The sequence below is a fragment of the Capnocytophaga periodontitidis genome (genome assembly GCF_016126015.1).
In the GTDB taxonomy this organism is placed as follows: Bacteria; Bacteroidota; Bacteroidia; order Flavobacteriales; family Flavobacteriaceae; genus Capnocytophaga; species Capnocytophaga periodontitidis.
The window spans coordinates 57404-83043 of sequence record NZ_JAEFDB010000003.1; the positions used below are offsets into that span (position 1 = coordinate 57404).

29 protein-coding genes and 2 pseudogenes are annotated in these 25640 nt (G+C 38.2%); 5 read left to right on the top strand and 26 right to left on the bottom strand.

Going from position 1 to position 25640, the window contains the following annotated elements; all coding sequences use genetic code 11:
• The first annotated feature begins 80 nt into the window (after positions 1 to 80).
• Positions 81 to 413 (top strand): MerR family transcriptional regulator, encoded by a 333-nt coding sequence (locus I7X29_RS06340; protein WP_048746967.1) that lies wholly within the window; start codon positions 81 to 83, stop codon positions 411 to 413.
• A complete protein-coding gene (locus I7X29_RS06345; RefSeq protein ID WP_198473451.1) occupies positions 413 to 1492 on the top strand; it encodes a winged helix DNA-binding domain-containing protein in 1080 nt (359 codons plus the stop codon). Before I7X29_RS06340 ends, I7X29_RS06345 begins: the two co-directional genes overlap by 1 nt.
• A 36-nt stretch (positions 1493 to 1528) precedes the next feature.
• Here the strand turns inward: I7X29_RS06345 and I7X29_RS06350 are convergent, their stop codons facing one another.
• From I7X29_RS06350 to I7X29_RS06360, 3 genes are all read right to left on the bottom strand, one after another.
• Positions 1529 to 2119 carry a Uma2 family endonuclease gene (locus I7X29_RS06350; RefSeq protein ID WP_198473453.1) on the bottom strand — a complete coding sequence of 197 codons (591 nt, stop codon included), beginning with the start codon at positions 2117 to 2119 and terminating at the stop codon, positions 1529 to 1531.
• Between the two features lie 139 nt (positions 2120 to 2258).
• Entirely contained in the window at positions 2259 to 2789 is a 531-nt protein-coding gene (locus I7X29_RS06355) for a DUF1877 family protein (protein WP_198473455.1), read from the bottom strand.
• A 64-nt stretch (positions 2790 to 2853) separates the two neighbouring features.
• On the bottom strand, positions 2854 to 3675 hold the full coding sequence (locus I7X29_RS06360) for a glycoside hydrolase family 16 protein (protein ID WP_198473457.1): 822 nt from the start codon (positions 3673 to 3675) through the stop codon (positions 2854 to 2856).
• A 138-nt stretch (positions 3676 to 3813) separates the two neighbouring features.
• Between I7X29_RS06360 and I7X29_RS06365 the strand changes: the two genes are divergently transcribed.
• The gene (locus tag I7X29_RS06365; RefSeq protein ID WP_198473459.1) at positions 3814 to 4233 is read left to right on the top strand and encodes a SlyB protein; all 420 of its coding nucleotides are present in this window, start codon (positions 3814 to 3816) and stop codon (positions 4231 to 4233) included.
• An 84-nt stretch (positions 4234 to 4317) separates the two neighbouring features.
• Here I7X29_RS06365 and I7X29_RS06370 read toward each other — a convergent pair whose 3' ends face one another.
• Positions 4318 to 5160: an aldo/keto reductase gene (locus I7X29_RS06370; RefSeq protein WP_198473461.1), complete on the bottom strand. Its 843-nt coding sequence runs from the start codon at positions 5158 to 5160 to the stop codon at positions 4318 to 4320.
• A 204-nt stretch (positions 5161 to 5364) separates the two neighbouring features.
• Positions 5365 to 6018: a helix-turn-helix transcriptional regulator gene (locus tag I7X29_RS06375; RefSeq protein ID WP_198473463.1), complete on the bottom strand. Its 654-nt coding sequence runs from the start codon at positions 6016 to 6018 to the stop codon at positions 5365 to 5367.
• An 85-nt stretch (positions 6019 to 6103) separates the two neighbouring features.
• On the opposite strand from I7X29_RS06375, the gene I7X29_RS06380 reads away from it, so the two are divergent.
• A complete protein-coding gene (locus I7X29_RS06380; RefSeq protein ID WP_198473464.1) occupies positions 6104 to 6952 on the top strand; it encodes a CPBP family intramembrane glutamic endopeptidase in 849 nt (282 codons plus the stop codon).
• A 96-nt stretch (positions 6953 to 7048) separates the two neighbouring features.
• On the opposite strand, the gene I7X29_RS06385 is transcribed toward I7X29_RS06380, so the two are convergent.
• From I7X29_RS06385 to I7X29_RS06435, 11 genes are all read right to left on the bottom strand, one after another.
• Positions 7049 to 7642, bottom strand: coding sequence for a nitroreductase family protein (locus I7X29_RS06385; protein WP_096088078.1), 594 nt, complete (start codon positions 7640 to 7642; stop codon positions 7049 to 7051).
• Between the two features lie 18 nt (positions 7643 to 7660).
• Positions 7661 to 8083, bottom strand: a complete 423-nt coding sequence (locus tag I7X29_RS06390) for an organic hydroperoxide resistance protein (RefSeq protein WP_002679235.1) — start codon at positions 8081 to 8083, stop codon at positions 7661 to 7663.
• Between the two features lie 11 nt (positions 8084 to 8094).
• Entirely contained in the window at positions 8095 to 8520 is a 426-nt protein-coding gene (locus I7X29_RS06395) for a MarR family winged helix-turn-helix transcriptional regulator (protein WP_095898872.1), read from the bottom strand.
• 159 nt (positions 8521 to 8679) lie between these two features.
• On the bottom strand, positions 8680 to 10785 hold the full coding sequence (locus I7X29_RS06400; protein ID WP_198473465.1) for a subtype B tannase: 2106 nt from the start codon (positions 10783 to 10785) through the stop codon (positions 8680 to 8682).
• A 64-nt stretch (positions 10786 to 10849) separates the two neighbouring features.
• Entirely contained in the window at positions 10850 to 11428 is a 579-nt protein-coding gene (locus I7X29_RS06405) for a Crp/Fnr family transcriptional regulator (RefSeq protein WP_198473466.1), read from the bottom strand.
• A gap of 65 nt (positions 11429 to 11493) precedes the next feature.
• Positions 11494 to 11958, bottom strand: coding sequence for a DUF302 domain-containing protein (locus I7X29_RS06410; protein WP_088595145.1), 465 nt, complete (start codon positions 11956 to 11958; stop codon positions 11494 to 11496).
• 8 nt (positions 11959 to 11966) lie between these two features.
• The gene (locus tag I7X29_RS06415; protein WP_198473467.1) at positions 11967 to 13136 is read right to left on the bottom strand and encodes an alpha/beta hydrolase; all 1170 of its coding nucleotides are present in this window, start codon (positions 13134 to 13136) and stop codon (positions 11967 to 11969) included.
• A gap of 52 nt (positions 13137 to 13188) precedes the next feature.
• Complete coding sequence (locus tag I7X29_RS06420; RefSeq protein ID WP_198473468.1) at positions 13189 to 14751, bottom strand: hypothetical protein; 1563 nt, start codon at positions 14749 to 14751, stop codon at positions 13189 to 13191.
• A gap of 59 nt (positions 14752 to 14810) precedes the next feature.
• Entirely contained in the window at positions 14811 to 16031 is a 1221-nt protein-coding gene (locus I7X29_RS06425; RefSeq protein ID WP_198473469.1) for an RNA polymerase sigma factor, read from the bottom strand.
• A 1-nt stretch (position 16032) separates the two neighbouring features.
• Positions 16033 to 16377, bottom strand: a complete 345-nt coding sequence (locus I7X29_RS06430; protein ID WP_002666814.1) for a YciI family protein — start codon at positions 16375 to 16377, stop codon at positions 16033 to 16035.
• 142 nt (positions 16378 to 16519) lie between these two features.
• Positions 16520 to 17836 carry a DUF389 domain-containing protein gene (locus I7X29_RS06435; protein ID WP_198473470.1) on the bottom strand — a complete coding sequence of 439 codons (1317 nt, stop codon included), beginning with the start codon at positions 17834 to 17836 and terminating at the stop codon, positions 16520 to 16522.
• 109 nt (positions 17837 to 17945) lie between these two features.
• Here I7X29_RS06435 and I7X29_RS06440 point away from each other — a divergent pair, with 109 nt between their 5' ends.
• Positions 17946 to 18479 (top strand): DUF488 domain-containing protein, encoded by a 534-nt coding sequence (locus I7X29_RS06440; protein ID WP_198473471.1) that lies wholly within the window; start codon positions 17946 to 17948, stop codon positions 18477 to 18479.
• 4 nt (positions 18480 to 18483) lie between these two features.
• Here I7X29_RS06440 and I7X29_RS06445 read toward each other — a convergent pair.
• From I7X29_RS06445 to I7X29_RS06490, 10 genes and pseudogenes are all read right to left on the bottom strand, one after another.
• A pseudogene (locus tag I7X29_RS06445) lies at positions 18484 to 19149 on the bottom strand (DUF421 domain-containing protein).
• Between the two features lie 63 nt (positions 19150 to 19212).
• Positions 19213 to 19999, bottom strand: a pseudogene (locus I7X29_RS06450) (hypothetical protein).
• Positions 20000 to 20105: 106 nt separating this feature from the next.
• Positions 20106 to 20528: an organic hydroperoxide resistance protein gene (locus I7X29_RS06455; protein ID WP_198473473.1), complete on the bottom strand. Its 423-nt coding sequence runs from the start codon at positions 20526 to 20528 to the stop codon at positions 20106 to 20108.
• A gap of 416 nt (positions 20529 to 20944) precedes the next feature.
• A complete protein-coding gene (locus I7X29_RS06460; RefSeq protein ID WP_198473475.1) occupies positions 20945 to 21313 on the bottom strand; it encodes a TfoX/Sxy family protein in 369 nt (122 codons plus the stop codon).
• Between the two features lie 3 nt (positions 21314 to 21316).
• Complete coding sequence (locus tag I7X29_RS06465) at positions 21317 to 21787, bottom strand: DinB family protein (protein WP_198473477.1); 471 nt, start codon at positions 21785 to 21787, stop codon at positions 21317 to 21319.
• Between the two features lie 76 nt (positions 21788 to 21863).
• Positions 21864 to 22433: a Crp/Fnr family transcriptional regulator gene (locus I7X29_RS06470; RefSeq protein WP_198473479.1), complete on the bottom strand. Its 570-nt coding sequence runs from the start codon at positions 22431 to 22433 to the stop codon at positions 21864 to 21866.
• Positions 22430 to 22774, bottom strand: a complete 345-nt coding sequence (locus tag I7X29_RS06475) for a hypothetical protein (RefSeq protein ID WP_198466408.1) — start codon at positions 22772 to 22774, stop codon at positions 22430 to 22432. The genes I7X29_RS06470 and I7X29_RS06475 overlap by 4 nt, the downstream gene beginning before the upstream one ends.
• A 71-nt stretch (positions 22775 to 22845) precedes the next feature.
• On the bottom strand, positions 22846 to 24045 hold the full coding sequence (locus I7X29_RS06480; RefSeq protein ID WP_198466407.1) for a hypothetical protein: 1200 nt from the start codon (positions 24043 to 24045) through the stop codon (positions 22846 to 22848).
• Positions 24046 to 24386: 341 nt separating this feature from the next.
• Positions 24387 to 24587 (bottom strand): helix-turn-helix transcriptional regulator, encoded by a 201-nt coding sequence (locus I7X29_RS06485; RefSeq protein WP_225879463.1) that lies wholly within the window; start codon positions 24585 to 24587, stop codon positions 24387 to 24389.
• Between the two features lie 156 nt (positions 24588 to 24743).
• Positions 24744 to 25067 (bottom strand): hypothetical protein, encoded by a 324-nt coding sequence (locus I7X29_RS06490; protein WP_009750937.1) that lies wholly within the window; start codon positions 25065 to 25067, stop codon positions 24744 to 24746.
• Between the last annotated feature and the right edge of the window lie 573 nt (positions 25068 to 25640).

Sequence of the window (25640 nt, forward strand, 5' to 3'; positions counted from 1 at the left end):
ATTGTAGATTATTTACAAAATGCAAAGGTAAAGTATTTATTTGTATATTTGCAACTTATTTCGTAATTTATTTACAATTTATGGCAAAAGAAGTACAAAAAGAACTCTTGTTAGACTTTGATTTTCTGAGGAAATTGGTAGTGGGCATAGGGGAAGTATCACAAATCACTGGTATCCCTACCCGACAAATACGCTATTGGGAAGAGAAAGGGATTATCAGCAGTTTAACAGAAGAGGAAGGAAAAAATCGCCGGTATGATTACCTTAATATCAAAAAAATACTCCTCATCAAAGAACTTCTTGATGAGGGGTATACATTAGATGCTTCGGTAGAGAAAGTAAAGAAGCGTATGGCGATGATAGAGGAAACGCTCTCCAAGATGAATCAATTAGTTAATAAACAGATGAGTTGATGAGAACAATAAGTAGGCAAGAGGCTATTACACTGAGATTGTTGCACCAGCAATTGCTTTCTCCTCAATATGAAAAACCTGAGGATATTGTAGCGTGGCAAGGGGCTATGCAAGCGCAGGACTATAACTATTTTCGTTGGGCAATAGGTATACGGCAATGTACTCCGCAACTAACCCAACTCCAAGAGGCTTTTGCTAAGGCTGAACTTTTGCGCCTTCATCTCTTGCGTTGTACGGTGCAAGTGGTGAGCAAAACGGATATAGGCTGGTTACTTCCCTTATGCAAGGAACGCAATCTGAGTACTTTGCTATCTTGGCAAAAGAGTATCAGTACAGCGTTTGCCCAAAATTACTTTAAGGAAGTAACCCACGCTCTACGTGAATTGTTCGTTGGTGGTAAGTCATTGTCTAAAAAAGCTATTGCTAACAGACTCACAGCTTTGGGGCTTTTACCCAATGACAAACTGCTCAACCCTTTATTATTGCGTGCTGAGATTGAAGGACTTTTGTGTTCGGGGGTGATGCAAGGCAAGGAAGCTACTTGGGCTCTATTGTCGGAAAGAGTGCCTACAACAGCTATTATTACCCTTGATGAAGCTTTGAAACGACTGGCACAGAAGTATTTCAGGAGTCATTCGCCTGCATCGTTAGAGGATTTCACGTGGTGGTCGGGATTGCCTAAAATGCAATGTAAGAAAGCTATAGAGGGGATTGCCTCTGAATTAGAAGAAGTTTTGGTAGAAAGTACTCCAATGTATCTATATCGCAATAACTTTGAAGCTACCGATTACGCAAAAACAATGCATTTACTTCCGCCGTACGATGAGTATCTGATAGGCTATAAAAGCCGTTGGGTAGCTCTCGACAAAAAGCACGAAGCAAAGGCACATAATAAGTTTGGTATATTCAAACCGGTTATTCTGCACGAAGGCAGAGTTGTAGGCAATTGGAAAGCGAGTATTGATAAACAAGCAACTAACCTAACTACCGACCTTTTTACTGAGAAAACCAAAGTAAGAAAACAGAGTTTGCAAGAGGCTACCGACCAACTTGTAAGGTTTTGTAAAATTAATAGGTAAAGTAGTGATGATTTGCTGATTTTTCAAAATTGCTCATTACAGTCTAAAAATATCTTCAGTTGATACATAGAGTTCAGGAAATTTAACTGATTGAACTATATCGCCTTCTACAATAGGAGGGAGGGCGCGATATTTGCCCTCTTCAAGAACAAACTGGGTAATCTCCTTGTCGATAGGGCGGACTACCCAATACTCCATCACCCCTGTTTCTTCATACAATTCATACTTATTGCGCATTTCCTTTTTAGTGTTGCCAGGAGATAGTATTTCAATAATTAGGTCGGGAGCTCCTAAACAACGCTTGTCGTTCTCTAACTTTTTAGGGTCGCACACCACACAGAGGTCGGGTTGTACCACACTGTCCTCCAAACCATTTTTATTTTTGAGTACCACATCAAAAGGAGCTGCAAAGAGCTGACAGGTTTTTCCTTTGAAATAATGATAAAGTTCTCCCGTTAAATTTCTTGCTATTTTTTGGTGTGAGATAGCAGGAGCAGGGCTCATTCTGAAAATTTTTCCTTTGAGAATTTCCAATCTTTCTTTTATTTCCCAAAGTACATAATCCGCATACGTATATACCCCATTTGCAAGGTCTAACTGATTGATATTGTTGATTGTTGTACTCATAGTTAACTAATTTTAAACGATTGTCAAGGGCAAAGATATAAAATAATTGGCAATAAAAAAACTCCCCTCGCTAAGACTGATTGCAAGAGGAGATTAAAGGGTGATCTATAAGGGAGTCTCTACAAAAAAAACTCAAAAATTAGGATAATCTGAAGCTAATAACAGCATTACCACTTTTAGCTGTTGCCATATAGAATTCTTTTACTTTCTCGTATTCCTGCATCATATAGTCAAAAACTCTTTCTACGTCTGTTTCAGGGTCTACTTCTGTGTCTTCCTCTTCTAATAAAGGAAAAGCATTTGCACATTCCATACTGTCAGCGTCAAAATTTTTTCTTAATTCTTGTTCTGTTATATTGGCTAATTTAGCACTGAGTTCCTTTACCTCATCAGGAGTAAGGTATTCATAATACCAATTAGAGTAATCTCCTGTTAAGTCTTCTCCTAAAAACACACCGCTATGAAAGATTTTATGAATAATGTCTTTTGAACGAAGAATAGGTTTATAACTTACAATCATACGTTCTATATCTTCCCAAGCATTGGTGTAAATATAAGAATAATCTTCTTTTGAAAAACCAAGTTTCCACTCTCTGAACCAACAAGGTTCTTTTAGCATTTCTTCAAAATCTTCTTTTGGTATGCTAACTAATTCTATATAACAACTCATAAGTAAGTGATTTTAATAAGACAAAGATATAAAATAATAAGCAATTTGCTAATTTTCTTATTTGTTAATTTTTCTGATAGAACCGCACCCAGTCCACGTACATTCTTATTGGCTTGGTAAAAGGTTTTACTTCACCTACCCAACTACCGCCTAATTGCATATCAATGCGCAACATATAGGGGTGGTTAAAAGGAAATTGTCCTTCACTTTCTTTCTCGGGCACGCGGGCATAACTGAAAGTTTGTTTGCCATTTACATAAAAACGCACCTCATCGGTGTCGAGTTCTACGGCATAAATGTTGTAATCATTGGGGTTGATAGGGGCAGTAGCGGTGCTTTTAGGCGTGCGCTTAGATTTGTCTTTTTTGCCTTCTTGAGTGTAAGTGGAATGTACCGAATGGTGTACAAAAGGCTCGTAGTTGAGTCGTTCTACAATATCTATCTCACCACCCGTAGGCCAAGGAGCATCGGGTACCATCCACAGAGAGGGCCAAGCACCTTGATGAGCTTCGAGCTTGCAACGGATTTCTAAACGCCCGTTTTGAAAATATTTCTTTCCTTGGCTAGTTATCCCTCCCGTAATGTAAGGAGTCTTGTGCTTAGCTGGGTCTGTTCTGGGTTTGCCCAAGAGAATAAGATTGCCATCCTTTATCTCAAACAGACTGGGGTCGTGATTCATTGTTTTGCACCAATCGGCAGTGGAAGTAGGACAACCCCATATTTTAGACCATATACCAGTAGCAAAGATATCGTCGCGGTTGAACTCGTCGTGCCAAACTAATTTCCATCCCTCTTTTTCTATGCCAGAAGAGTCATCTTCTTTTTGTTCTTGAGAACAGCCTACAATGATGCTCCAAATGCATAAAATAATAAAAGTTTTTCTCATAATATTGTATTGTTTTTAAGTTATTCTAAATGCAAAGGTAGTGATAATTCGATAATTAGCAAATTAGTAAATTAGCGAATTTGCATATTAGGCAATTAAGTATTACTTTTGCAGCATTAAAATATTAATAATATAATTATGAAAAAAGTACTTTTAATGGGAGTGTTAGCTTCCTTTATGTTAGCGGGTTGTGGTACAGCTAAATCACCAGAGATGAAACGCTTGGAAAAACAACAACAAGCCTTGAAACTCAATACCGAGCTCAACGAATTGCAAATGAAACTCACACAAGAGCAAACCAATAATCAGTCGTTGCAAACTGAGGCTACACAAGCTAATGAAGAAGCTACCAATCGTACGGATGCTTTTAGTGATGCCAACTCGGCTTCGGCAAGTGCTAAAAAAGCGAACAAAGCTGAAAAGGCTTTGCGCAAGGCTAGTAAAGCTAATAAGCAATTAGCAAAAAGTAATCGCCGTATTGAGAAATTGCAAAAAGACATCACTAAATTGCAAGAAAAGATAACTAAACTAAATGCTGAAGTAGAATTTAGCAAATAGATACAAGTTAGATGTTTTATTAAAAAATCCTTGTATGGTATATACCACACAAGGATTTTTATTTATTGCTTGTCGTGCTACGACCTAATTACCATATTGTAGTATCATCTCTACAAAAGCAGGATCTCTGTGAGAAAAGAATAGCGTTTGCTGGGTGTCGAGAGCGGCTATTTGGCTCATATCCTCTGCTGAGAGTTGGAAGTCAAATACATTAAAGTTCTGTTCCATACGCTCTTTGCGCACCGACTTAGGAATGCAGATAATATCGCGTTGTAATAGGTAGCGCAAGGCTACTTGGGCAGCACTTTTGTGATACTTTTCACCAATAATATTGAGCGTAGGATTGGCAAAGAAATCGTTTTTACCTTCTGCAAAAGGTCCCCACGACATTAGCTTGGTATCGTATTTCTTCATTAGTTCTTGGAGGGCTTGCTGTTGGTGGAATACGTGTGTTTCCATTTGGTTTACAGCAGGTTTTATCTCAGCGTGATATGCCAAATCGAGGTATCTATCGGCATAGAAGTTGCTCACCCCAATAGCGCGCACTTTGCCCTCTTTGTAGGCTTCTTCCATAGCGCGATAAGAGCCATAATAGTCGCCAAAAGGTTGGTGAATGAGCAAGAGGTCTATATAATCAGTTTGTAGTTTGCGCAAAGAGGTTTCGATAGAGGTTTTTGCCTTTTCATAACCAGCATTGCTTACCCACACTTTGGTAACAATAAAGAACTCTTTGCGGTCAATACCACTTTTTTTAATAGCATTGCCTACACCTTCTTCATTGCGATAGATTTGGGCAGTATCAATCATTCGGTAGCCTACCGAAATAGCATCGCTTACGCAACGCTCACATTCTTTAGGGTCTACTTGGTATACACCATAGCCCAAGAGGGGCATTTGTACTCCGTTGTTCAATTGGATGTTTTTCATTTGTAATTCTTATTTTTAGTTTTTAGACCCTGCAAAGATACAGATATTTTTCATTTCTCCACTACCTCTCTCGTTTTGTATAAAAACATTTAGGGGTAAGTCCGAGTGAATTTTATCAGTAATAATAAAATCCCTATGTGGTATGCCACATACGGATTTTATTTATAGCTTGTCGTGCTACGACTCGTGTTACGACTCGTGCTACTACCTTATAGCTTCAATCATATTATCTACTTGTAGTTTTTCGAGGATATTTTGGCGGTGGCGGTTTACAGTATGTACACTGATATTCAGTTTTTCGGAGATTTCTTTGCTGAACATTCCTTCTTTGGCAAGGGCGAGAATTTCTCTCTCACGAGGGGTGAGTAGTGCATCGGTAGCAGTTTCGATAGCAAAAGGTACAATCTCATCGGTAAGGCAGTTTTTTATTTGAAAACGGACAGAAGTATTGGCTGATTGCTCGGGAGCGAGGTCTATGATGCCCATCCCCAAAAAATTATCGTCTTTGAATGCCAATATACGCATTTGGTAAATCATTCGTACATACTTTCCTCTATCCAAGACTCTCATTTCATAGATGTATTTGTAAGTCAGCTTTTCTTCCTTGGGGAGCGTGTCCAAAAACTCCCATACTTTTTTATCAATTCGTCTTACCACTTTTAAATCATCAGGATGCACCAATTTTTCAATATTGAGCTCATCAGATGCTTGAATATCTTCGGTTACATATTCAGTTACATAATAGTAATGACCGAATCTATCTAACAGAAAAACAGCAAAACTACCTGCTTGTTCTAAGATTTTTAAGTGTGGAATGTATTCCTGTGCTATTTCCTCTATGCTTTTATCGGTTGTCATCTTTAAAAATGGTTATTATTCAGTATTGTGTAGTGATGCGCACCGCCGTAATTTTGCGCCAAAGATAATCAAATATTTTTAAAAGATGAAGAATCAAACACGAACCATTAGGAATTTATGTATTTTTATTTTCGTAGCCCTCAGTTGTGGCTGGATAGGGGTGTGGGTAGATTCGCTTACGGGGGAAACGACAGGCGATTTCAGCGATACTAATAATGGTACTAGCGGAATGGGTATTTTTATAGTGGCTCCCCTGCTTACTTCGCTCTTGTTGCGCACCTTTATGGGCGATGGTTGGCGCGATGCAGGATTGCGTCCGCTTATTAAGAAAAAACTGCGTTGGTATGGGGTGGCAACCCTTATTTACCCTGCGGTGATTGCCGCTACCCTGCTTATAGGCGAGTTGTTAGGCTGGCTAAAAGTGCAAATCCGGTGGACGGACTATTTTGCGGGCTTTGGTATTTTTGTGTTAGCGGAATTTGTAAAGAATTTCTTTGAAGAATCGGCGTGGCGGGGGTATCTTACGGCTCGTTTGCTCAGTTTGCATATTAAAGACGTGTGGCTTTACCTCATTGTGGGGGTAGTGTGGTGCTCGTGGCATTGGCCTTACTTTTTCTACTTCATAAAACCGGAACAAATATTTGCCGTATTCCCTTATGATAAGGTTACTTTTTGCGTAATGGCATTGGTGTGCTGCATCTCGTGGACGGTGATGTATACCGAACTTTTCCGCCTTACCAAGTCGATATGGGCAGGGGTGTGGATGCACGCTATTGAGGATACCACTATCAACAGCTTGATATACGACAAACATATTTTTATAGAAACGGGCAAACATATACTCATTTCGCCAGTTTCGGGGATTATCCCTTGTCTGTTGTACCTTGGTGTAGGTCTGTGGCTGAGGAAATTACGAATGACGAGAGACGAATGACGAGAGACGAGTTACGAAAACTCCCCGTGATGCGAGCTACATAGGCAGTTTGCATTACGGGGAGTTTTATTTATTGAGTGTTGTGCTATGACTTAATTAGCGAATTTCCACTACTTCTTCCAGTGGAAGTCTCTTCTTAGGAGTCTTACTTGGGTGGTTGCCATCGGCTTCACTGTGATAGCCTACTGCTACAGCAAGTACCGCTTTACAGCCTTTTACTTGCAATTTTTCAGTGTAATAAGCCGTATCAATTCCTTCCATAGGGGTAGCGTCAATACCCTCTGTTCCACAAGCGGCTACAAAGAAACCTGTTGCCAAATACACTTGTTTTTGAAACCATGCCTTCGCTTTTTCATCATCACCAGCTTTTACACTCTGGTAATAATCTACTACAGGTTGTGGCTGATTGGCTTTGAAATGGTTTTCAAAAACGGCTGTATCATCATAAGCGAAAAACACGATGAGGTGACTAGCCTCTTTTATCTTCTGTTCGTTGAAGAATGAATGCGCTGCCAAGTCGGCTTTGAGGGCTTCATCACCTATGATAGCAAATTTCCAAGGCTGACTATTTACTGAAGAAGGAGCTAAGCGGAGAATTTCTGCCAATTCTTTGATTTTAGCTTCATTTATCTTCTCATTGCGATATGCTTTGGCAGCATATCTCTTTTGTGCGATTTCTAAAAAATTCATATTTTCTATTTCTTATAATTAGTTGTTTGTTACCTCTGTAGTTACTTCTATATTCCCACGAGTAGAGTTAGAATACGGACATACTTGGTGTGCTTTGTCCGCAAGTTCTTTGGCTTGCTCAAGTGATACCCCAGGTACATTCACTTGTAAGGTTACAGCAAAGATAAAACCACCAGTATCAAGCTTTCCTATAGATACGTGTGCTGTTACAGTAGTTACCCCTGTGGTTACTTTAGCTTGCTTAATAACCAAGTTCAGTGCGGTATCAAAACAAGCTGCATACCCTGCTGCAAAGAGTTGCTCTGGATTGGTATAATCATCATTAGCTCCTCCTAAGGCTTTAGGAGAGCGAAGTTCGAGGCTTAATACGCCATTGTCGGAAGTTACTTTTCTATTAGGGGCTCCGGTAGCGGTAGCCACTGCTGTGTACATTGCTGTCATCTGTCTTCTTTTTATTTATGATTTAATAATTTGTTTACTAATGTCCTAAGAGTCTCTAATTCTTCAGCGGTAAGTGCTATTGACTCTTTCAATCGCGAAGGAATGTCTTTGATGGTTTCTTGTAGCTGTTGCCCCTTTTCGGTCAGTGCTATCCACATAATGCGTTCGTCCTTCTTGCAGCGGATACGAGTGAGCAATTCTTTGGCTTCCATTCGCTTAAGCAAAGGGGTAAGGGTACCACTGTCTAAGTAGAGCCTTTCTCCTATGGCATTCACCGTGAGAGAGCCTTCTTCCGTGAGTACTAAAAGTACCAAATACTGTGGATAGGTAAGGTCTAAGGGGGTAAGATATTTAGCATATTGCTGTGTAATCTTACGCGAAGCCGCATAGAGCGGAAAGCATACCTGAGCGCTTAATTGTAAGTTTTCTTCTATCATCACTTCTTGATTTCGGGGGCAAAAGTATAATAAATATTTTAAACAACAAAATTTTTTACAAATAAATTTTGCACAATGTAATTTTATAATGAATTATTAGGTAGTTCAATAACTAAGAATCCCCCGTGTAGCAGGTACTACACGAGGGATTTTATGCGTTTATTTACTAATTTTCTCAGCCCAATCGAAGAGTTCTTCGAGGTCGTAATCACCACTATGAGGTTTATCCCAAGGGAGGGCATAATCTACAGCGTAGCGGTGATTTTGGAGTGTAGTAGCAAGAATTAAGGATATAGCTGCTGAGGTATCACTGTCCTTAGCCCCGTGGCGTATGCGCCAATATTTTGGCAAATGAGCATTCTTTTTACCTATAAAACTCATTGGGTTCATCAGTTTTACGATATTGGCATCTGCCATTTGGCTCTCTACAATACTGTTCTTAAAAGCATAAGGGGTGAAATGCTTTTTATCGGTGGTGCTATCGCCAAAGAGTTGGTTCTCTCCTGTGCTTAGGTCGAGGGCATCGAAGGCTGGAGGACTTTTGTGTCGCTCCATATAAGTGATGTAGCCTTCCCAATTGATAGCCGTAACTTTACCGTTTTTAAGGGTAAGGAAAGAATATTGACTAAGATCAGTACCTTCTTTTTGTGCTTTTTCGGCAGCCGCTATAACCGTTTGTTTTAGTAGTTCTTTAAAGCTACCTTCGCCTTTGGAGTTTAGAGTAAGCTGTTTGCCTTTACTGTCTTTTAGCTTTAGACTATTGAGGTAAGCGGGGAAGTCTTTTCTAAGGTCAGCAGAAACTTTAGCTTGCTCAGCGGTAAAAGTCCCTGTCTTATAAGTGCGTTGTACGTTGTAATCAAGCATAGAAACCTCCATCGTTTTATACTGACTAAGGTTACCAAACTGCCATTCATAGGCTTTATCAGCGTTCTCTAAGTTGGTGATAGGGCAGTAGGCTGATACAGCAAAAATAGCATCGGTAGCGGGGGCAGCACCTAATTCCTTTAAGTAAGGCTCGTAATCGGCTTGGTCGCCTGAGGCTCCTAAAAGGGCAGATGAGGCTCCTCCTGCACTGGTACCATTAGAGATGATTTTATTAGCATCACCAGGTATTTCTTTGTCGTTGTATTTGAGGTAACGTACGGCAGCTTTTAAATCGACAATTACAGCGGGGGCTTTGCCGGTAGCCGAGGTACGTCCGCGTGCACCAGGTGAGGCAACCACGAAGCCTTTGCTAAGAGCCATAATGAGCGAATTATTTGTGTCTTTAAACTTACCTCCGGTAAGCGAAAGAGGCTTGGCAGGCATATAGCCTCCTACACCATTAGGAAAAAAGATAGGGGCAGTTTGAGCGTTAAAGCCGTTGATTGTTTCGCCATTGAAGTAGGCTTCAGGAATGTAGAGATTGAGCTGTTGGTATTGTTCTTCTACCGGATTGGCTACATATACAATTCCTTCATAGGCGCGTACTGCAAGGGTCTGGTTACCTTGTGTCACTTGCTGGGTAGTGTATTTAGTAGCATCAAAGCGGAGAGGTGATTTTTGCAGTTCTTTTAAGATTGCTTCGCCTACACTCTTAGCTGATTGTGGGTTTTGCCCTGTAATTACGCGATTATCTACGCTCACTTTGTCTTGCCACAAACCTGCTTTATCAATGATAGCCCCGCGCTCTTTGAGTTTGTCTTCTAACGAGTAAGGCACTACTTGGCTGAGTTTTACAGCCTCTTCTTCCTCATTAGTAAAAGGACTCAAAGTTTTGCCACTCACTAAATATTTGCCGTTAGAGAGCTTAATATTCACTAAGCCCGATGGTCCGTGGCATACCGCTGCTACTATGCCACCTTTTTCGTAAATCTGTTGGGCTATTTTGGCAAGGGCTTCACTGTTAGCAAAATCCCACATTGTGCCGTGCCCACCCGCATAAAAGATAGCTACATAATCATTAGCTTTTACTTGTGAGGGGGCAAGGGTGTGAGCTAACTGTTTTTGATAGTCGGCACTTTCCCAATATTTTTTATTGATAGGATCGTCTAACTTTACGCCGTAGGCAGTAGCTGTACCTCCTTTCGGACTCACAAAATCGACCTTATAGCCTGCCTCTGTAAGCACTTCTAAGGGGTGAGTTACTTCCGATAGAAAATAGCCTGTAGTTTCACCTGTATTCCCCAGTTGGGTATGGTTTGTTACTACAAAAAGTACTTTTTTGTTCTGTGCTACCCCAGCTACACTGTAGATAAGGGTGAGCAATACGATTAATTTTTTCATTGTTTTTCTTTTTAAATTCGGAGACAAAATTACAACTAATATCTCTATATTGCTGTGAGGTATGTCACTTTTTTGTGTGTGAAGAAAAATACAGACGGCTGAGGGTTTCGCGTGATACCCCTAAATACGAGGCTATCAAGCTCTTAGGTAGGCGTTGTAACAACGAGGGGTAGAGTGCTACAAACTGTTCATAACGAGTGCGAGCATCATCACTGAGCAGGGAAAGGATGCGCCTTTGTTGAGCAGCATACCCCATATTACATTTTTGGCGGTGGAAGGTGTTAAATTGAGGTAGTTCGGCACATAGCTTTTCTTTGTCGGTATAAGTAATTGCGAGTAGTTCAGTATCTTCTAAGCAGCAAATGTTAAGGGTAGCTTTCTTCTTACCGAAAAAAGCTTGATAATCGGTAACCCACCAGTTTCCCATAGCGAACTGCACAATGTGCTCTTTACCATTAGCATCTAAGAAGTAAGTTTTTAAGAGCCCTTTCACTACCCAATATTCGTGGGTAACGATTTTACCTTCGTGTAGTAAGAAATCGTTTTTTTTAAGTGATAGGGGCGTAAAATGTGAGGCGATATAGTCGAACTCCTCATCGGTAAGAGAGAGGAGTTCCTCAAAGTGCTGTCGTAAAGGGTGCATATTTTTCTAATTAGTAAATGATAAGGCAGCAAAGATAGTGCTAATTTTCTAATTCTCTCATTTGCTCATTTGCTAATTGACGATCTTATCAACTGTCGCATTGCTGCATCTATTTTCTCTGCCGTAGCGAAGTTTTGCTTTATATGGTATTTTTCGGCGATAGCAGAGATTTTCTCGTAGCGTATGCGTACAATTTTTTCCTCCTTGTAGATAAGTATTTTCAAAGGAAGTTCAATAGCCAAGCGAGGGTTTTCCTGCATTAGGGCAGTCCCTACTTTGGGGTTGCCCACTATAAGTACAGTCGCGGGCTGCATACTTTCGCCTACTGCCTCGGCTGCCTTGTGGTGTTCAATAGTAGCAAAAATGTTAATCCCTTTGCTGTTCAGTGTTTTCTGAAGAGCTGCTACAGTCTCTTCAAAAGTCAATGGACTCTCAAAATCAGCATAAGGTTTTATCACATCAGTACAGCTAATAATAGGTTGTGCTGCAGCTAAGAATGGGAATAATAAGAAGATAATTAAGTGTTTCATATAGTTTATTATAAATGTTTTTCAAAGAAATTAAGAGTAAGTTTATTTAGTTTGCGGTGGGTTTCCTCAATAGGAGTTTTGCCACTAAATCCCAAGGTATGAGCAAAAGGTATCCACAGAGGCGCATCGGTAAAATCTACGTGGAAGATGTTGGGGATTTGTACAAATTCACTCTCAGGTGTGTTTTTGCATAGGTTTTCCATTGTGCTGAGGTGCTCTTGAATATCGCTTTCTGTCCATCCTCCTGAGCGTTCTCTTTCTGTACACATAGCTTCTGCTGGACGTGTGATAACCATTGTAGGCACACATAAGCCCGTTTGCGCTATTTTTAGCGGAATCTGTGATTCCATAATCAAATTAGCCTTGATGCGCGCGTCTTTCCACGAAGCTTCCGATACGATAATTCCTCCGAGAGAGACGCCAAAAGCTCCTAATTTATCTAAGTTGAGTTTATTGTAAAGAAAATTGTTAGGGTCGTTGGTATTGAGTGTGGTGAGGAAATCTATTACTCGCGATACATCTTTAGCAAAGTAGGCAATAAGTCCCCCTTCAAAAGTTTTTCCGTTATAGTTCAAAAGAGGATTTTCTTCTGTCAAACTCTCATTGAGCATAGGGTCGATGAGAGTTCGCGGCAGGCTTTTGAGCGTACTGCCATCGGCGAAAGTTGCTAAGGCTACTGCTATAGGGCAATCAATACCTACCACTATATAGCCTTGCGAGACTAATTCTTGTGTCTGGAAAGTGCTTATACATCGGTGACCATAAAGACCTGTGAGGTACAAAAGTACAGGATATTGGGATTTTCTCTTGCTTATGGGTGCTTTTTCTAAGGCATTAGAACGCTTGAATTGCAACGGATAAAGTAATGCCTTTGGGATGTGCAAAAGCTCTGAAATAGCCTCGCTCACCTTTGTAGCTTCAGGGATATAAGGGGCGTAATCGTGGTGAGAGGTATTTTCGGCGGGGTACCACACTTGTATAGGGATTTGTCTGACTTGGTGTTTATCCGTGATAAAAATCTCTTCCCTATCAGGGTCGGTTACACAGTAGGTTACTGTGCCAATGGCATACTTGCCCGTAGGTTTTGCAAAAAGCACAGGACGGAATATATAGTAAGCCCCTGCCACGAGCAAGAGCAATAGTATGGTGATAAGGATATACATCTTTTTCTTTTTCATTTGCTAATACAGTGAGGAAATTGTAATCTTAAAGTATAAAAGTAGTGAAAATTTAGAAATACTCTTTCATTGTTCTGATGTCTAGATAACCTTTCTTGCCTTTTTTTATAATGTGATAGAAAGAGTGGGTTTGGGGTTCTATTTTTTCGTATATAACCTTTTTATGCTGGGGGTAGATGCCTATCTTATTATCCTTGTAGAAATAGATAAGTCCATCCTTATGTTGCTCAATATTATCGTAGATGATAGGGAGCTGTTCTTCTCCTGTGAGATGAGTTGAAGCATATTTGCGTACATTGCGTTTAAAACTATTTTCTTCTTCGTTTTCTTTATTCTCCTCTATTCCCTCAATATATAGTTCTTTTTCTGAAATTTTTTGATAATTGTATTTGAACAGTCCGTATTTGTTCCCTCGTTGTACGCGAATGAGTTCGGGATGATGGTAAATGTTATCGACAAAAAAGTCATTATCATCCCATACAAAATACCTACTACCATCAATGAAAGAAAGTGTTTCATCGGCACTTCTATCAGAAAGATAGTTTCGTTTTTCGGCTTCAAAATCTGAAGCAAAGCCTCCAAAACCATAAAGCATATAGTGAGGGTGTTCAGATTTTTTAGGGTCTTTTTTCAATGAATAACGACTTTCATATACGGTTCCGCAGAGTGAGTAACTGATTTTGGGGAATTTCTCGATACGTTCGCCATCTATTGTGTAATATGCTGCTCCTTGCTTGTTAAGCATCTCAATACCATTGCGGTAGAAATAAGCACTACGCATCCCTTTGAACGATTTTTTTTGTAAGTAACTATCATAGAGAGTGAATTTGCTTCCTCTTCTACCTATAACGCCAAATTTGTTATAATAGATTGTATCGTATCTGCCAGAAAGCACTTTTTCTTTATACGTATTCATAAGCTCATAACGTTTGCCTTTGGGGCGAAGTATGAGATGCTCTTCTGGCTCATAATCGATAAAATCATCACTATAGGAGGAAGGGTATTGAGTTGGCGCAAGTATGGTTGTCTCTCTGCCGGTTAAAAACAAGGTTTTATCTTTTAAGGGTACCATAAAGCCCTCGATATTTCCTCCATCACTTAAGAGGTAAATGTTTCGCCCCTTTTTTAGATGGATAGTGTGTAGTGCATAATAGTCTTTTCTTTGATAAGGTTTTTCTTCTTCTGTGTCGATATCACATAACAGAGCCAAGTGAGGGTTAAAAATCTTCAGAATTGTTTGAGTATTCTCGTCATAGATAGGAGGAAGTGTCTTGAAGGTTTTGCCTACAAAGTCGCTGGGGGTAGTGCGTTGTATATCTTTGAGGTAGATAATTTTCTTATCGTCCTCTTTTATCTCGCTCAGGGTCTCCAAAATCTCCTCATTATAATCAACCAATTTGAGATCGTAGACTTCGGTATCGGTATCTACATTTTCATCTTCTTGAGCATCAAATTCTAACTCTGAAAACTTGTCTTTCTGTTTTTGAGCATAAAAATAAAGTCCCCCATCAGAGTCATAAGCGAGGATATCAATATGACGGATTGAAGTTTCTTTTTGTGCTTGCGCTAAAGAAGTGAGCAAGAGAGCAATGATAAGGGTAAAGTTTTTTAACATATCGTCCTAAGGTTTTTGTTGGCAAAGGTAATAATAATTAGCGAATAAAACTACTCCTCTTATTTCACTAATTGTTCTATCTGTTTTTGCAGTGTTGCTCGCTCGTTAGCCGATTTAGAAAGAGCAATCGCTTTTTGGTAGTGAGCAATTGCTTTTTGGTTATTGATATCAGTATACAAATATCCTAATAACTCGTGGTAGTAACGATTGTTTTGTAATCCTAATTTTTCAGCCTCTACAATAGCTTTTTCTTTGCCGTACACCTTGCCGTAAGCAAAAGTCCTATTTAAGGCTATTACAGAAGAATATTCAATGATAATGAGTTGGTTATATAGGCGGAGAATATACTCCCACTTATTTTCATCGGTAGGGGTAGTATGCCAATAGGCAATACCAGCTTCTAAGTGATATTTAGAGATTTGTGATCCTTCGCAGGCTTTTACTAAGTAATAGTTGCCTCTGTGTATGAGTTCTTTATCCCATTTGCTTTTATCTTGTTGTTCATAAAGAGTGTTTTCACCAGTGGTATTGATACGGGCTTCAAGTCTGGAACTTTGGAAACACATCAGCGATAAAAGAGCATTCACTTGTGGCGTATCAGTTTGAGGGTGCTCGGCAAGTAAGAGCGTAAGACGTAAGGCTTCTTTGCAAAACTCCTTTCGTATAAACTGATTGTTAGTTTCGGAAAAATAGCCTTCATTGAAAAATAAGTACAAACAGCGCAGTACAGTTTCTAATCGGGCTTGTATATCGGCTGGGATTACGGTTTTGATTTGAAAATGATGCTCTCTGAGTTTGCTTTTAGCTCTAAGAAGTCGTTTTTTTATAGTTTCAGTATTGGTGAGTAGGGCATTGGCAATCTCTTCTACTGTAAAACCACAGAGTATTTGCAAAGCCAAACTTATTTGTGATTCTACAGAAATAGAAGGGTCACATATATTGAAAAGCATTTCTAACTGACTGTCGTTTATTTCAGAAGTTTCAAAGGTAAGTTCTTCGCTTTTCTCAGTAGGTGTAAGTGTCTTTTTTACTTTATCTTCAAATATAGCTATGTGTTTCTCATAGTCCTTAGCTTTGTTTTTAGCGACGGTGTAAAGCCACGCAGTAGGGTTAGTAGGCAAGGGCTGTATTTCCCATAATTCATAGGCTTTTAAGAAAGTATCACTCGCAATATCTTCAGCAATTTCCAAATGAGAAAAGCCAAAATGGCGACATAACACTGCCACCATTTTAGCGTATTCTTTTCGAAACAAATCGGATAAAAGTTGTGAGTGAGGCATTTTAATCTCTTTTTAGCACTTCACGTACTTCAATACTGCCACCTACTTGTTCAAAAATAGGGTTGGCTTTAGCCATTTCCACTGCTTCATCAATGTTTTCAGCTTTTACTACCACATAGCCACTGATAAACTCTTTAATTTCGGTAAAAGGTCCATCGGTTACAACCTTATCGGCTTTGATAGTTTTGGCACTACCAGCGATAGGCAAAAGGGTATTGCCTTTGTCGGCTAATTTGTTTTGTGAAGCGATACCTGCAAGCCAGTTCATACGTTCTTGCATTTGCTCAGGAGTAGGTTTGAAATCAGCGATGTTGTTCAAACGAAAAATCAATACAAAATCTTTCATATATTTTTAAATTTAATATTATACCCCTATAACGATTGAATTTTTTCTATGGGGACAAAGATAGTAAAAATTAACAAATAAAAAACTCCCCGTGCAGTTATTCACTACACAGGGAATTTTTTACAGCTTGTCGTGCTACGACCTAATCTGCCAATTTACAAATTACTTTCTTGTCGCCAAACTTCTCAACGAGCCATTGTTGTAACTTTTGGGTATCTACTTCTTTGGCGACTTCTTTACCCTTCACAGTTTCTTTTTTAGGCGTGTAGAGCAGTACAGTAGCCGTTTGTAGAGAATCTTTATTAGACAAGAGGTTCAGCTTACCAAAATAAAAATCGTCTATGCTCGGGAATAATACCTGCATTTCTTTAGCAAAAGTAGCATCAGTAGGCTTGTATTTTTCCAGCTCGTCAGTTAGGTTCTTTATCATCACATCTTTACTAGAGAGCGACGACTTGTTTTTGTTGATTTCTGATAGTATTTCTTTATCAATTTCCGATTCTTTTTGTAGTATAATAAGCTTGGTATTGAGCAATTTGAATTTTTTAAGGTTGCTTTGTAGCGTTTTCAGCTCTTCATCGCTAAATTTCTTATCCAAAAACGCTAATTCTATGCTTTTAGGGTTCGTATTGTAACGTATTTTCTTATAAATGATAGTATAACCGCTATTTTCAAACTCTGCAGTGATATAGTGTGCCACATTCTCGTGGAATTCCTTCTCTTTCAAAAGAGTATATGCCAAATACAAACTCGGGGTAACAATGAGGATTACCAAGGTAGAAATAACAATCCGCAAACGTTTGTTAAGCGCCTCATTACCCGTATTCTTAGGGGTGTATTTCAAGTATTTAATAATGAGAAAAGTAGCAATACCTATGAAGAAGCAGTTAATGTTGTATAGGTAAAAAGCCCCTAAAAAGTAGCTAATATTGCCGGTCGCTAAGCCAAAACCTGCTGTACAAAGCGGAGGCATTAGGGCAGTAGCGATAGCTACCCCAGGGATAGGATTTCCTTTGTCCTCGCGAGTGAGCGAGATAGCCCCTACCAACCCACCCACAAAGGCAATAAACACATCGTAGATAGTAGGCGAGGTGCGAGCTAAAAGCTCCGACTGCACATCCTTAAACGGACTGATATAGAAGTAGATAAACGATACTATAAGGCTCACAACGGTAGCGATAAGCAGACTGCGCCCTGTTTTCTTCAGTAGCTCAAAGTCGTAGGTAGCCAACGCAAATCCTGCCCCCACGATAGGCCCCATAAGCGGAGAGATAAGCATCGCTCCGATAATAACAGCCGTAGAATTGACATTTAGTCCAATTGAAGCAATAAGGATAGCACAGGCTAAAATCCACAAGTTAGCACCTCTGAAAGAGATATTGCTGAGGATATCCTCAATTACTTTTTCTTTTTTCTCTTCGCCTTGGTGTAGATTAAATAGGTTTTTTAAGAAACTCATAATGTTAAGTATTTATGATGTTAGTTTAAATATTAGGGGCAAAGATAGTAATAATTTGCTCATTAGGCAATGATAATTCACTGTTTTTTCCTACTTTTGCTTTCTGATTATGAAGAAAATATATACTATAGGGCACTCTACCCATACCTTGGAGGAGTTTATAAAAATGTTACAATCGTTTGAGATACAACATTTAGTGGATGTTAGGGGACTACCAGGGTCTAACAAATATCCGCAATTCAACAAAGAGAATTTAGAAGTGGCATTACCCCAAGTTGGTATTGCTTATACTCATTTGGCGCTATTGGGGGGCAGACGAAAAGTGCACAAAGACTCCAAGAATACCCGCTGGCATAATGAGTCTTTCCGCGCTTATGCCGATTATATGGAAACTCTTGATTTTGAAGAAGGTATTGCGCAGCTTATCGCTATTGCCAAAAGAGAAACAACGGCTTATATGTGCGCTGAAGCCCTCTGGTGGCGCTGTCATAGATCGATGATATCCGATTATCTGAAAGCCAAAGGATGGCAAGTAGACCATATTATGGCAATAGACAAAGAAGAACTTCATAAATACACTGCCCCAGCTCGTGTTATAGGAGACAAGGTAGTGTACTATGATGATGGAATTCTTTGGGGGTAATTTGCTAATTATCATACAGTATCACCTTTATTTGCGCACTTTCGTATTCTGCTAAAAATACTTCCGACGGACTATCATAGCCTAATTCTTGTAGCTTCGCAAACAACCATTCTTCAGTTTTATCTACATCTTCCAATACGCTTTTTTGGATAATACCATCGGTGATGATAGGGTATTTAGGATTTTCTTCACCCGATAATACAATAATGAGCTCACCATTCTGTTCAAGTACGGCTCTTTTTACATCCCTGATGTAGTAAACCCCTTCTTTGCGGAGCTTGAAAGCGAGTTCGTGTGCTGTGATTTTAGCTTTTTTGCAAGCCGCGATGTCTATCTTGCCACGATTGATAACAATCACGGGGTTACCATCTATAAAACTCTTAAAAGCGTGGTTCTTGGTTTTGAGTTTTCGCAAGCCAATGATGAGTAATGCCCAAATAATCAATACAATAGCAAACTGAAAGAGCGTAACCGACGGACTGTAAATCACGCCCCCCGATAATACCCCCAAGTACGTAGTTTTGCACCTGATCCATAGCCGAAGTAGGCGCCAAATTACCCTTGCCCGATTTGTTGATAATTAGGGCAATAGCCAACAATCCTAAAAGAGTTTTAGGAACACATCCAAGTAGAAAAACTCCTCGGATTCAATATAAGGAATTGTAAACATAAAATTGATTTATTGATGAGACAATTTACTAATTTGCTAATTGACAAATCGACAAATTGATAATTAAAATGAAACATTAAGCCCTACTTCAAGCGAATGATACTCTTTTTTTATAGGTACAATAGGGGCAGTGTCATAGATAATTCGGTAAGTACCCATAATGCCTATGGTAGGGGTAATGTTGTAAGTGAGGTCGAGTGCCCCGCCAAAACGCGCTTCTTTGAAGTAAGTGCTATCGGGTTTCCCCTGATGTATAGCAGTGGTGATAAACGTCCATTTCTCAGCTAATTGAAGTTTGTAGCTGAGCGATAAATGAGTTTTGATACTACGACTATAAGTGTGGTCAGGGGTATTGGTATCAGGGGCAGGGTGTTGCCATTTTTCGTATTCAAAGAATAAGCCTACAGCAGCAAACATCAGTGAGGAATTAGTGTTTATTAATCGATAGCGCGACTGTAACCCCGTAGAAATCTTGTGGTTCATTCCCCTGCTCTCTGCCCATTGTGATTCGGCATAAGGATACACCTCAAAAGCGTGGTCTAACAAGTAGCGGTATTCTAAATGTACATACCCACCACTTAAGATTACTTGACTACCATAAGTAGAAAGTTCAAACTTGTTAATTACATTGATGACCCTATTGCGATTGATGAGCAAGTTGAGGTTTGCTGTATTTTTAAGAGTAAAAACGTCCTCTTTTTCGGTTTTGAAGTCCAAGATAGGCATCAAGCTCCCTTGTAGGGTTTTGGTACTATCTATCGTCATCGTGAGATTTTTCCGAAAAAAGCATCTGTGAGTAGGCAGAAGCCGAAGATAATAGTGTTAATAACACATAAAGTAATTTTCTCATTGTGCTTAAGGTTTTCTTTTTCAAGCGACAAAAGTAAGAATAGTTAGATAATTAGCAAGTTAGCTAATGAAAAAATCCCCGTGTAGTCATACCACACGGAGATTTATTAGTTATTTGTCACTTCTGTAATTACCTCTATATTCCCACGAGTAGAGTTAGAATACGGACAAACTTGATGTGCTTTTGCGGCAAGTTCTTTGGCTAGTTCAAGTGATACATCGGGTATATTCACTTGTAAGGTTACTGAAAAAATAAAGCCGCCATTATCGAGCTTTCCTATAGATACGTGTGCTGTTACAGAGGTCTCGCCAGTGGTTACTTTAGCTTGCCTAATAACCAAATTCAGAGCAGTGTCAAAACAAGCCGCATAGCCAGCTGCAAAGAGTTGCTCAGGATTGGTATAATCGTCATTAGCCCCACCTAAGGCTTTAGGAGAGCGTAGTTCAAGGCTTAACACGCCATTATCGGAAGTTACTTTCCTTTTTTGACCACCGGTAGCGGTCGCCACTGCTGTGTACAATGCTTTCATAATAATTCTTACTTATTTTGTTATTTATTCTTACTTTGTGAGTTTTATAGGTCAGGCTTTTAAGAACCTTAAACTATATTTCGAGAGACAAAGATACAACAAATATTTTTAACAATGTTTTTTATAAACAATTTTCTAAAATAACGTCAGTTCGATATAACAGAATATTGATTTACAGCTTTATATCATAATATATTCACAAAATAATTCACCGTCAGGTGAAAATTCGTGAGATAATAAAAAATAAAGACTTTTATACATTCCCAAATTCGTGAAAATTTGTGAAATTCGTGGGAGATTAAAAATATTTTACTGATTGTTAAGTAATTACTTACGTCGAACTCACGTTAAAATAGAATTTATGATGATTAGTGGGGCAATTGATGATTAACAAAAATCCCTATGAGGTAAGTACCTCACAGGGACTTTTTAGTTGTTTTATTCTTTTTCTTAGAACTCTTTGCTTTGCTGTTGAACTCTAAACAGAGTTGCAACCAAAACTGAAAGTCCTCTTTTTGGCTATACCCTGAGGGCTCTACATAGCAATAGCCAGAGAGCTCTTTCCCTCTCATTACCACTGGCGAGAAGCCCTGCCTTTCGGCAATTTCTTCTGTCTGCTTAGGGTCAAACCTACACATTAGGCAATCATCTCCTATATTGATGCACATCTTGTTATTCACCAAGAAAGCCAAACCGCCAAACATCGCCTTTTCCTCCACCGTGATATGAGGAATTTCAGCTAAATATTCGCGAACTCTATTGGCAAGTGTTATACTATAAGCCATATATTAAATTTTTGAGCTAAAATAGTTTAAAGCGACTACAGTTCCCAAATGTCTCGATTCGTGCATATTGTTTACATACATAGCATCTTCTATAGTATCAATAGAAAATAAACCTACCTTAACCGTTGGAAACTCATTGAATAACCTTCCTTGATAATCTTCTTGTAATTGATTTACTGTACTAAGTAACAATTCCTTTACTTGGTAGATTTCTCCCTTTGAAGGTGCAATCTTTTGAGGAAAGGTGCCACGATTGTATTTCTCTAAAAAATCATTGCTTATTAGCAGTTTATTTCCACTGAGTTGATAACATAAGAATTGCTGTACAGCAATACAATGTGCTATATTCCAAAAGATATTATTAGAAAAACCTGTTGGAATATAACCTAATTGTTCAGGAGTAAGATTATCCAAGTAAGTCAATAGGTTTTTGCGAATGGATAAAAGAAAATCAAAGTGTTTTGTTTTTGTCATTTTTAAATACTTTTTAAAATTCGGGGGCAAAAGTACTGCCTTCAAACAAAAAAAATCTTGCCATAAGACAAGATTTTCACATTTCTTTCCTGATACGACTCAGCGAAGTATCTGTAATGCCTAAATAAGTAGCTATATGTTTTAAGGGGGCGTACTTTATAGCACTCGGTTTTTCCTTAATAAACTGCATATAGCGCTCTTTGGCAGGGAGTATAATCATTTCAAGCGATCGTTTCTTTGCCTCAAACAATTTCTCTGTCATAAAGAGTCGCCCCCATTCCGAATATCCTTTCAAACTGTGATAAAGTTCTTGAAAATGGTCATAATCGATATGCCAGCCCTCACAATCGGTAAGGGCTTGGATATTTTCGGCAGAAGGCAAATGCTTAAAAAGAGAAAGTTCTTGCACGATAATTTCACCTTCACAAAAGAAGTCGGTAGAGATATCATTCCCTTCATAGTCATACACAAAGGCGCGAGCAACTCCTCTCTGCAAGATGAGATAACCACGAGCTATTTCGTCCTTACGCAAGATAAAATCACCTTTGCGAAAAGCAATAGGCTGATGGGCTTTTTGTATTTGTTGTAGTTCTTGCGCTCCTATCAGAGGGTGTTTGTAGATGTTTTGAAATAAGTTATGTGTCATTGTTGTTCTTCATATTTGCCCTCGTGAAAGTATTCATAAGCACTGACTTCCAATTCCCCACAATCGGAAATAAGATTGCCATCTTTATCGTATATTTTGTAAGTCTGCTGGGTGTTGCCTATGGAATTTTCGCCATCTAATCCTAATAAAATGCTGTAAAACACATCTGTTAAGAGGGTATCTATTACATCTTTAAGCTGCTCTTGATGAGTGCTACTGAGTGCCATTTCTTTTATTTTAGCATTTACAGTGCTGGGGTATTCGGGCTGCTCTTCAAAGCAGGATTTTAGAATATTTAGTTTTTCGAGATAAAAGTTCTTTGCAAATTCGTCGGAGGTCATAATGTTATTGAATAAATTTATCAAAATCTGATTGAAAAAGTGAAGATGCTCTTACTATAAAAAATGAGAAATTACTCTTGTGGATACTTTATTTCATAGGACAAAAGCCATACATTATTCTTCTTTTTTAAGCTGATTGAAACAATTCCTAAGGGCACTTCTTTTTCTATGATAACACTGTTTTTCTGTATTGTGTAATTTATATAGTGTTTATTATCATAGAAACTTTTTAGAGGTATTTTATTCAATAAGTTTTCTGAAGCATAAGGAAAATCGGTTAAAAAGCAATTGTATGCCTCTTGGAGGTCGCTAAAATTATATTCTTTTTCTACTTTCCAATAATTTCTGTCATCACCTGGAATTCCTTCTATATGAAAGTTTTTACTTGCAGAATCATCTTTGTATTTCTTTTTAAAATAGAAGAAATAACCTCTGTCACGGAAGATAATAGTTGTATCGTTCAAATACAATGTATTAAAGGTATTATCACACTGCAAATCATCTTCAATCCCTTTGATAAAACTAATACTATCCTGTTTAGGTTTTAAAAATATTATGTAACTATCCTCCTCATTATCCTTTTTTAATTTTGTGGGGTATTTATACTGAAAAACGTATTTAGAACAACCCTTAGGAACGATCAAAGAATCTTTTTTTATTTCAAATTGAGCAAAATGAGAAAATTGCTTAGCGTAGTTCTCACTAAATATTTCATTTTCATTGTTATTTCCATCATCTTTAATGTATTTAAAGCATTTCCATTTCCCCTCATATCTTTTATCCACTAAATTCTTCTTTATCTTGGTATGGTTACTACTTTCAGATTCCGATATAATTTTGTTTTCATTACTCTCCTTACATATTTTTTCAATGTTATCTGCAGTAAGTAAATTTTTGTCGAAAGTTAGAATAATAGGATTTTCTATATCGTAAGTTATATTGTACAGTTTTTTTTCCTTCACACAAAGCAATAACCAAGCAACGGCATTTTCAACAATTTGTTTGGTATTAGATTCATCTTTATCAGTAATATCCATATCAAAAAAGACTTTGATAAATATACTATCTCCCGAAATGCGATCTATTCTTGTGAAAGCTTCAGGGTAATGTTTCCAATCTAAAGAACTTGATTGTACAATTTTTGAAATAATTTCTTCACAATCTAATTCTTCCTCTTGTTTGTTTTGATTGTTATTACTTTGATTATTAATAAAATCACAAGAGATAAGTACTCCTATAAGGAAGAAAAGATAAATTATTTTTCTAATCATTTTGATTGTTTTTTAATTATCATTTAAACGATTCCTTTTTCAATGTATCACAAAGTTTGCCTTGTACTGTCTTGCGTATTTGGGCAAATCTATAAGAGTAGAACCTTCAAATATTAGTTCTATATAATAAGGCAGGTCATACGCTTGTATTTCCTCGTCTATAAGGTGATCAGTAGGGGCGTCGAGTTCGTCAAAATTATATATAGTTATTAGTTTTTTTAATCGATTAGTAAATTAGTAAATTTGGAAATTATCAAATGGGTGTATTGTTCTTTCATTGCAGCAGAAAGAAAACTACTCTCAACCCACTGTTGCCAAGTAGGTAACGCTTACTACTTGTTTCATTCCTCAATAATACTTACGACTCCTACTTCGGCACCGAAGAGAGCCAATACTTGATTTACTTTATCCAAACGCAAGTTTTTTTTACCTTGTTCCAATTCGCGTACAAAACGCAGTCCAACGCCCGCTCGCATTGCCAATTCAGGCTGTGTAAGGCGTAACTCCTTACGCCTTTCCTTTACAAAAGAAGCGATATTCATAATTAGTAAATTGACTAATTAGCAAATTAGCTAATTAGATTATACCTTTTCGGGTGTATTTTTTATTAAAATTTCTCAACTCGTCAAACCACTGCGTTATTTTTTCTTCCTCAATAGTAAAAGGTAATGTTGAGTAAAAACATATATTTCCCATATTTACTTGTTTATTAATATCAGAAAGGTCATCAATACCGAAAAAAACGCTACCAATAATGTAGTAGGTAAATGAACTTTTACAGCTAATAGCACAGTGAATCCCACTAAAAGTACATTTATAATAATACAATAACGAAAACTAAGAGGCAGTTGCAGTTGGTAATGCATCAAGTTAGCAATCCCAGCAAAGATAAGAGCTAATCCAGCACTGAAAAACCAAAAACCTTCAGCTGAAAAATGCTCATACTTCTTAAAACTCAGTGCCGAGTGTACCACCCCCAGCATTATAATTACTATAATAGTAATGAAATAAAGACTCCTCATTGTAAAAAATGTTTATCAAAGGCAAAGGTAATACTTTCTAATAACAAATACAAATAGATTCGTAATTTACCGTCAGGTGAAAATTCGTGAAAATTCGTGGAGTTGTGATAATCAATCACTTTTGTAGTATGTTATGTAGGGGCGTTTTGCAAACGCCCTTTTGCAAACGTCCTTTTGTAAACGTCCTTTTGCAAACGCCCTTTTGTAAACGCCCTTTTGTAAACGCCCTTTTGTAAACGCCCTTTTGTAAACGCCCTTTTGTAAACGCCCTTTTGTAAACGCCCTTTTGTAAACGCCCTTTTGTAAACGCCCTTTTGTAAACGCCCTTTTATAAACGCCCTTTTATAAACGCCTTCACAAATAAAACATTTTAAACACCTTACATTTTCTTATCTCTTATCTCTTATCTAAAAAAAACAACTTTTTTGTGATATTTGTAACAAAATTAAAAGTATATAACTCCTTATAATATAATCACTTCTATAAAAAGTAAATGTATAATATGTTGATAATCAGTTTTTAATAGGTGATTACTGCATCTAACCCCTAACCCCTAATCCCTAATCCCTCTTA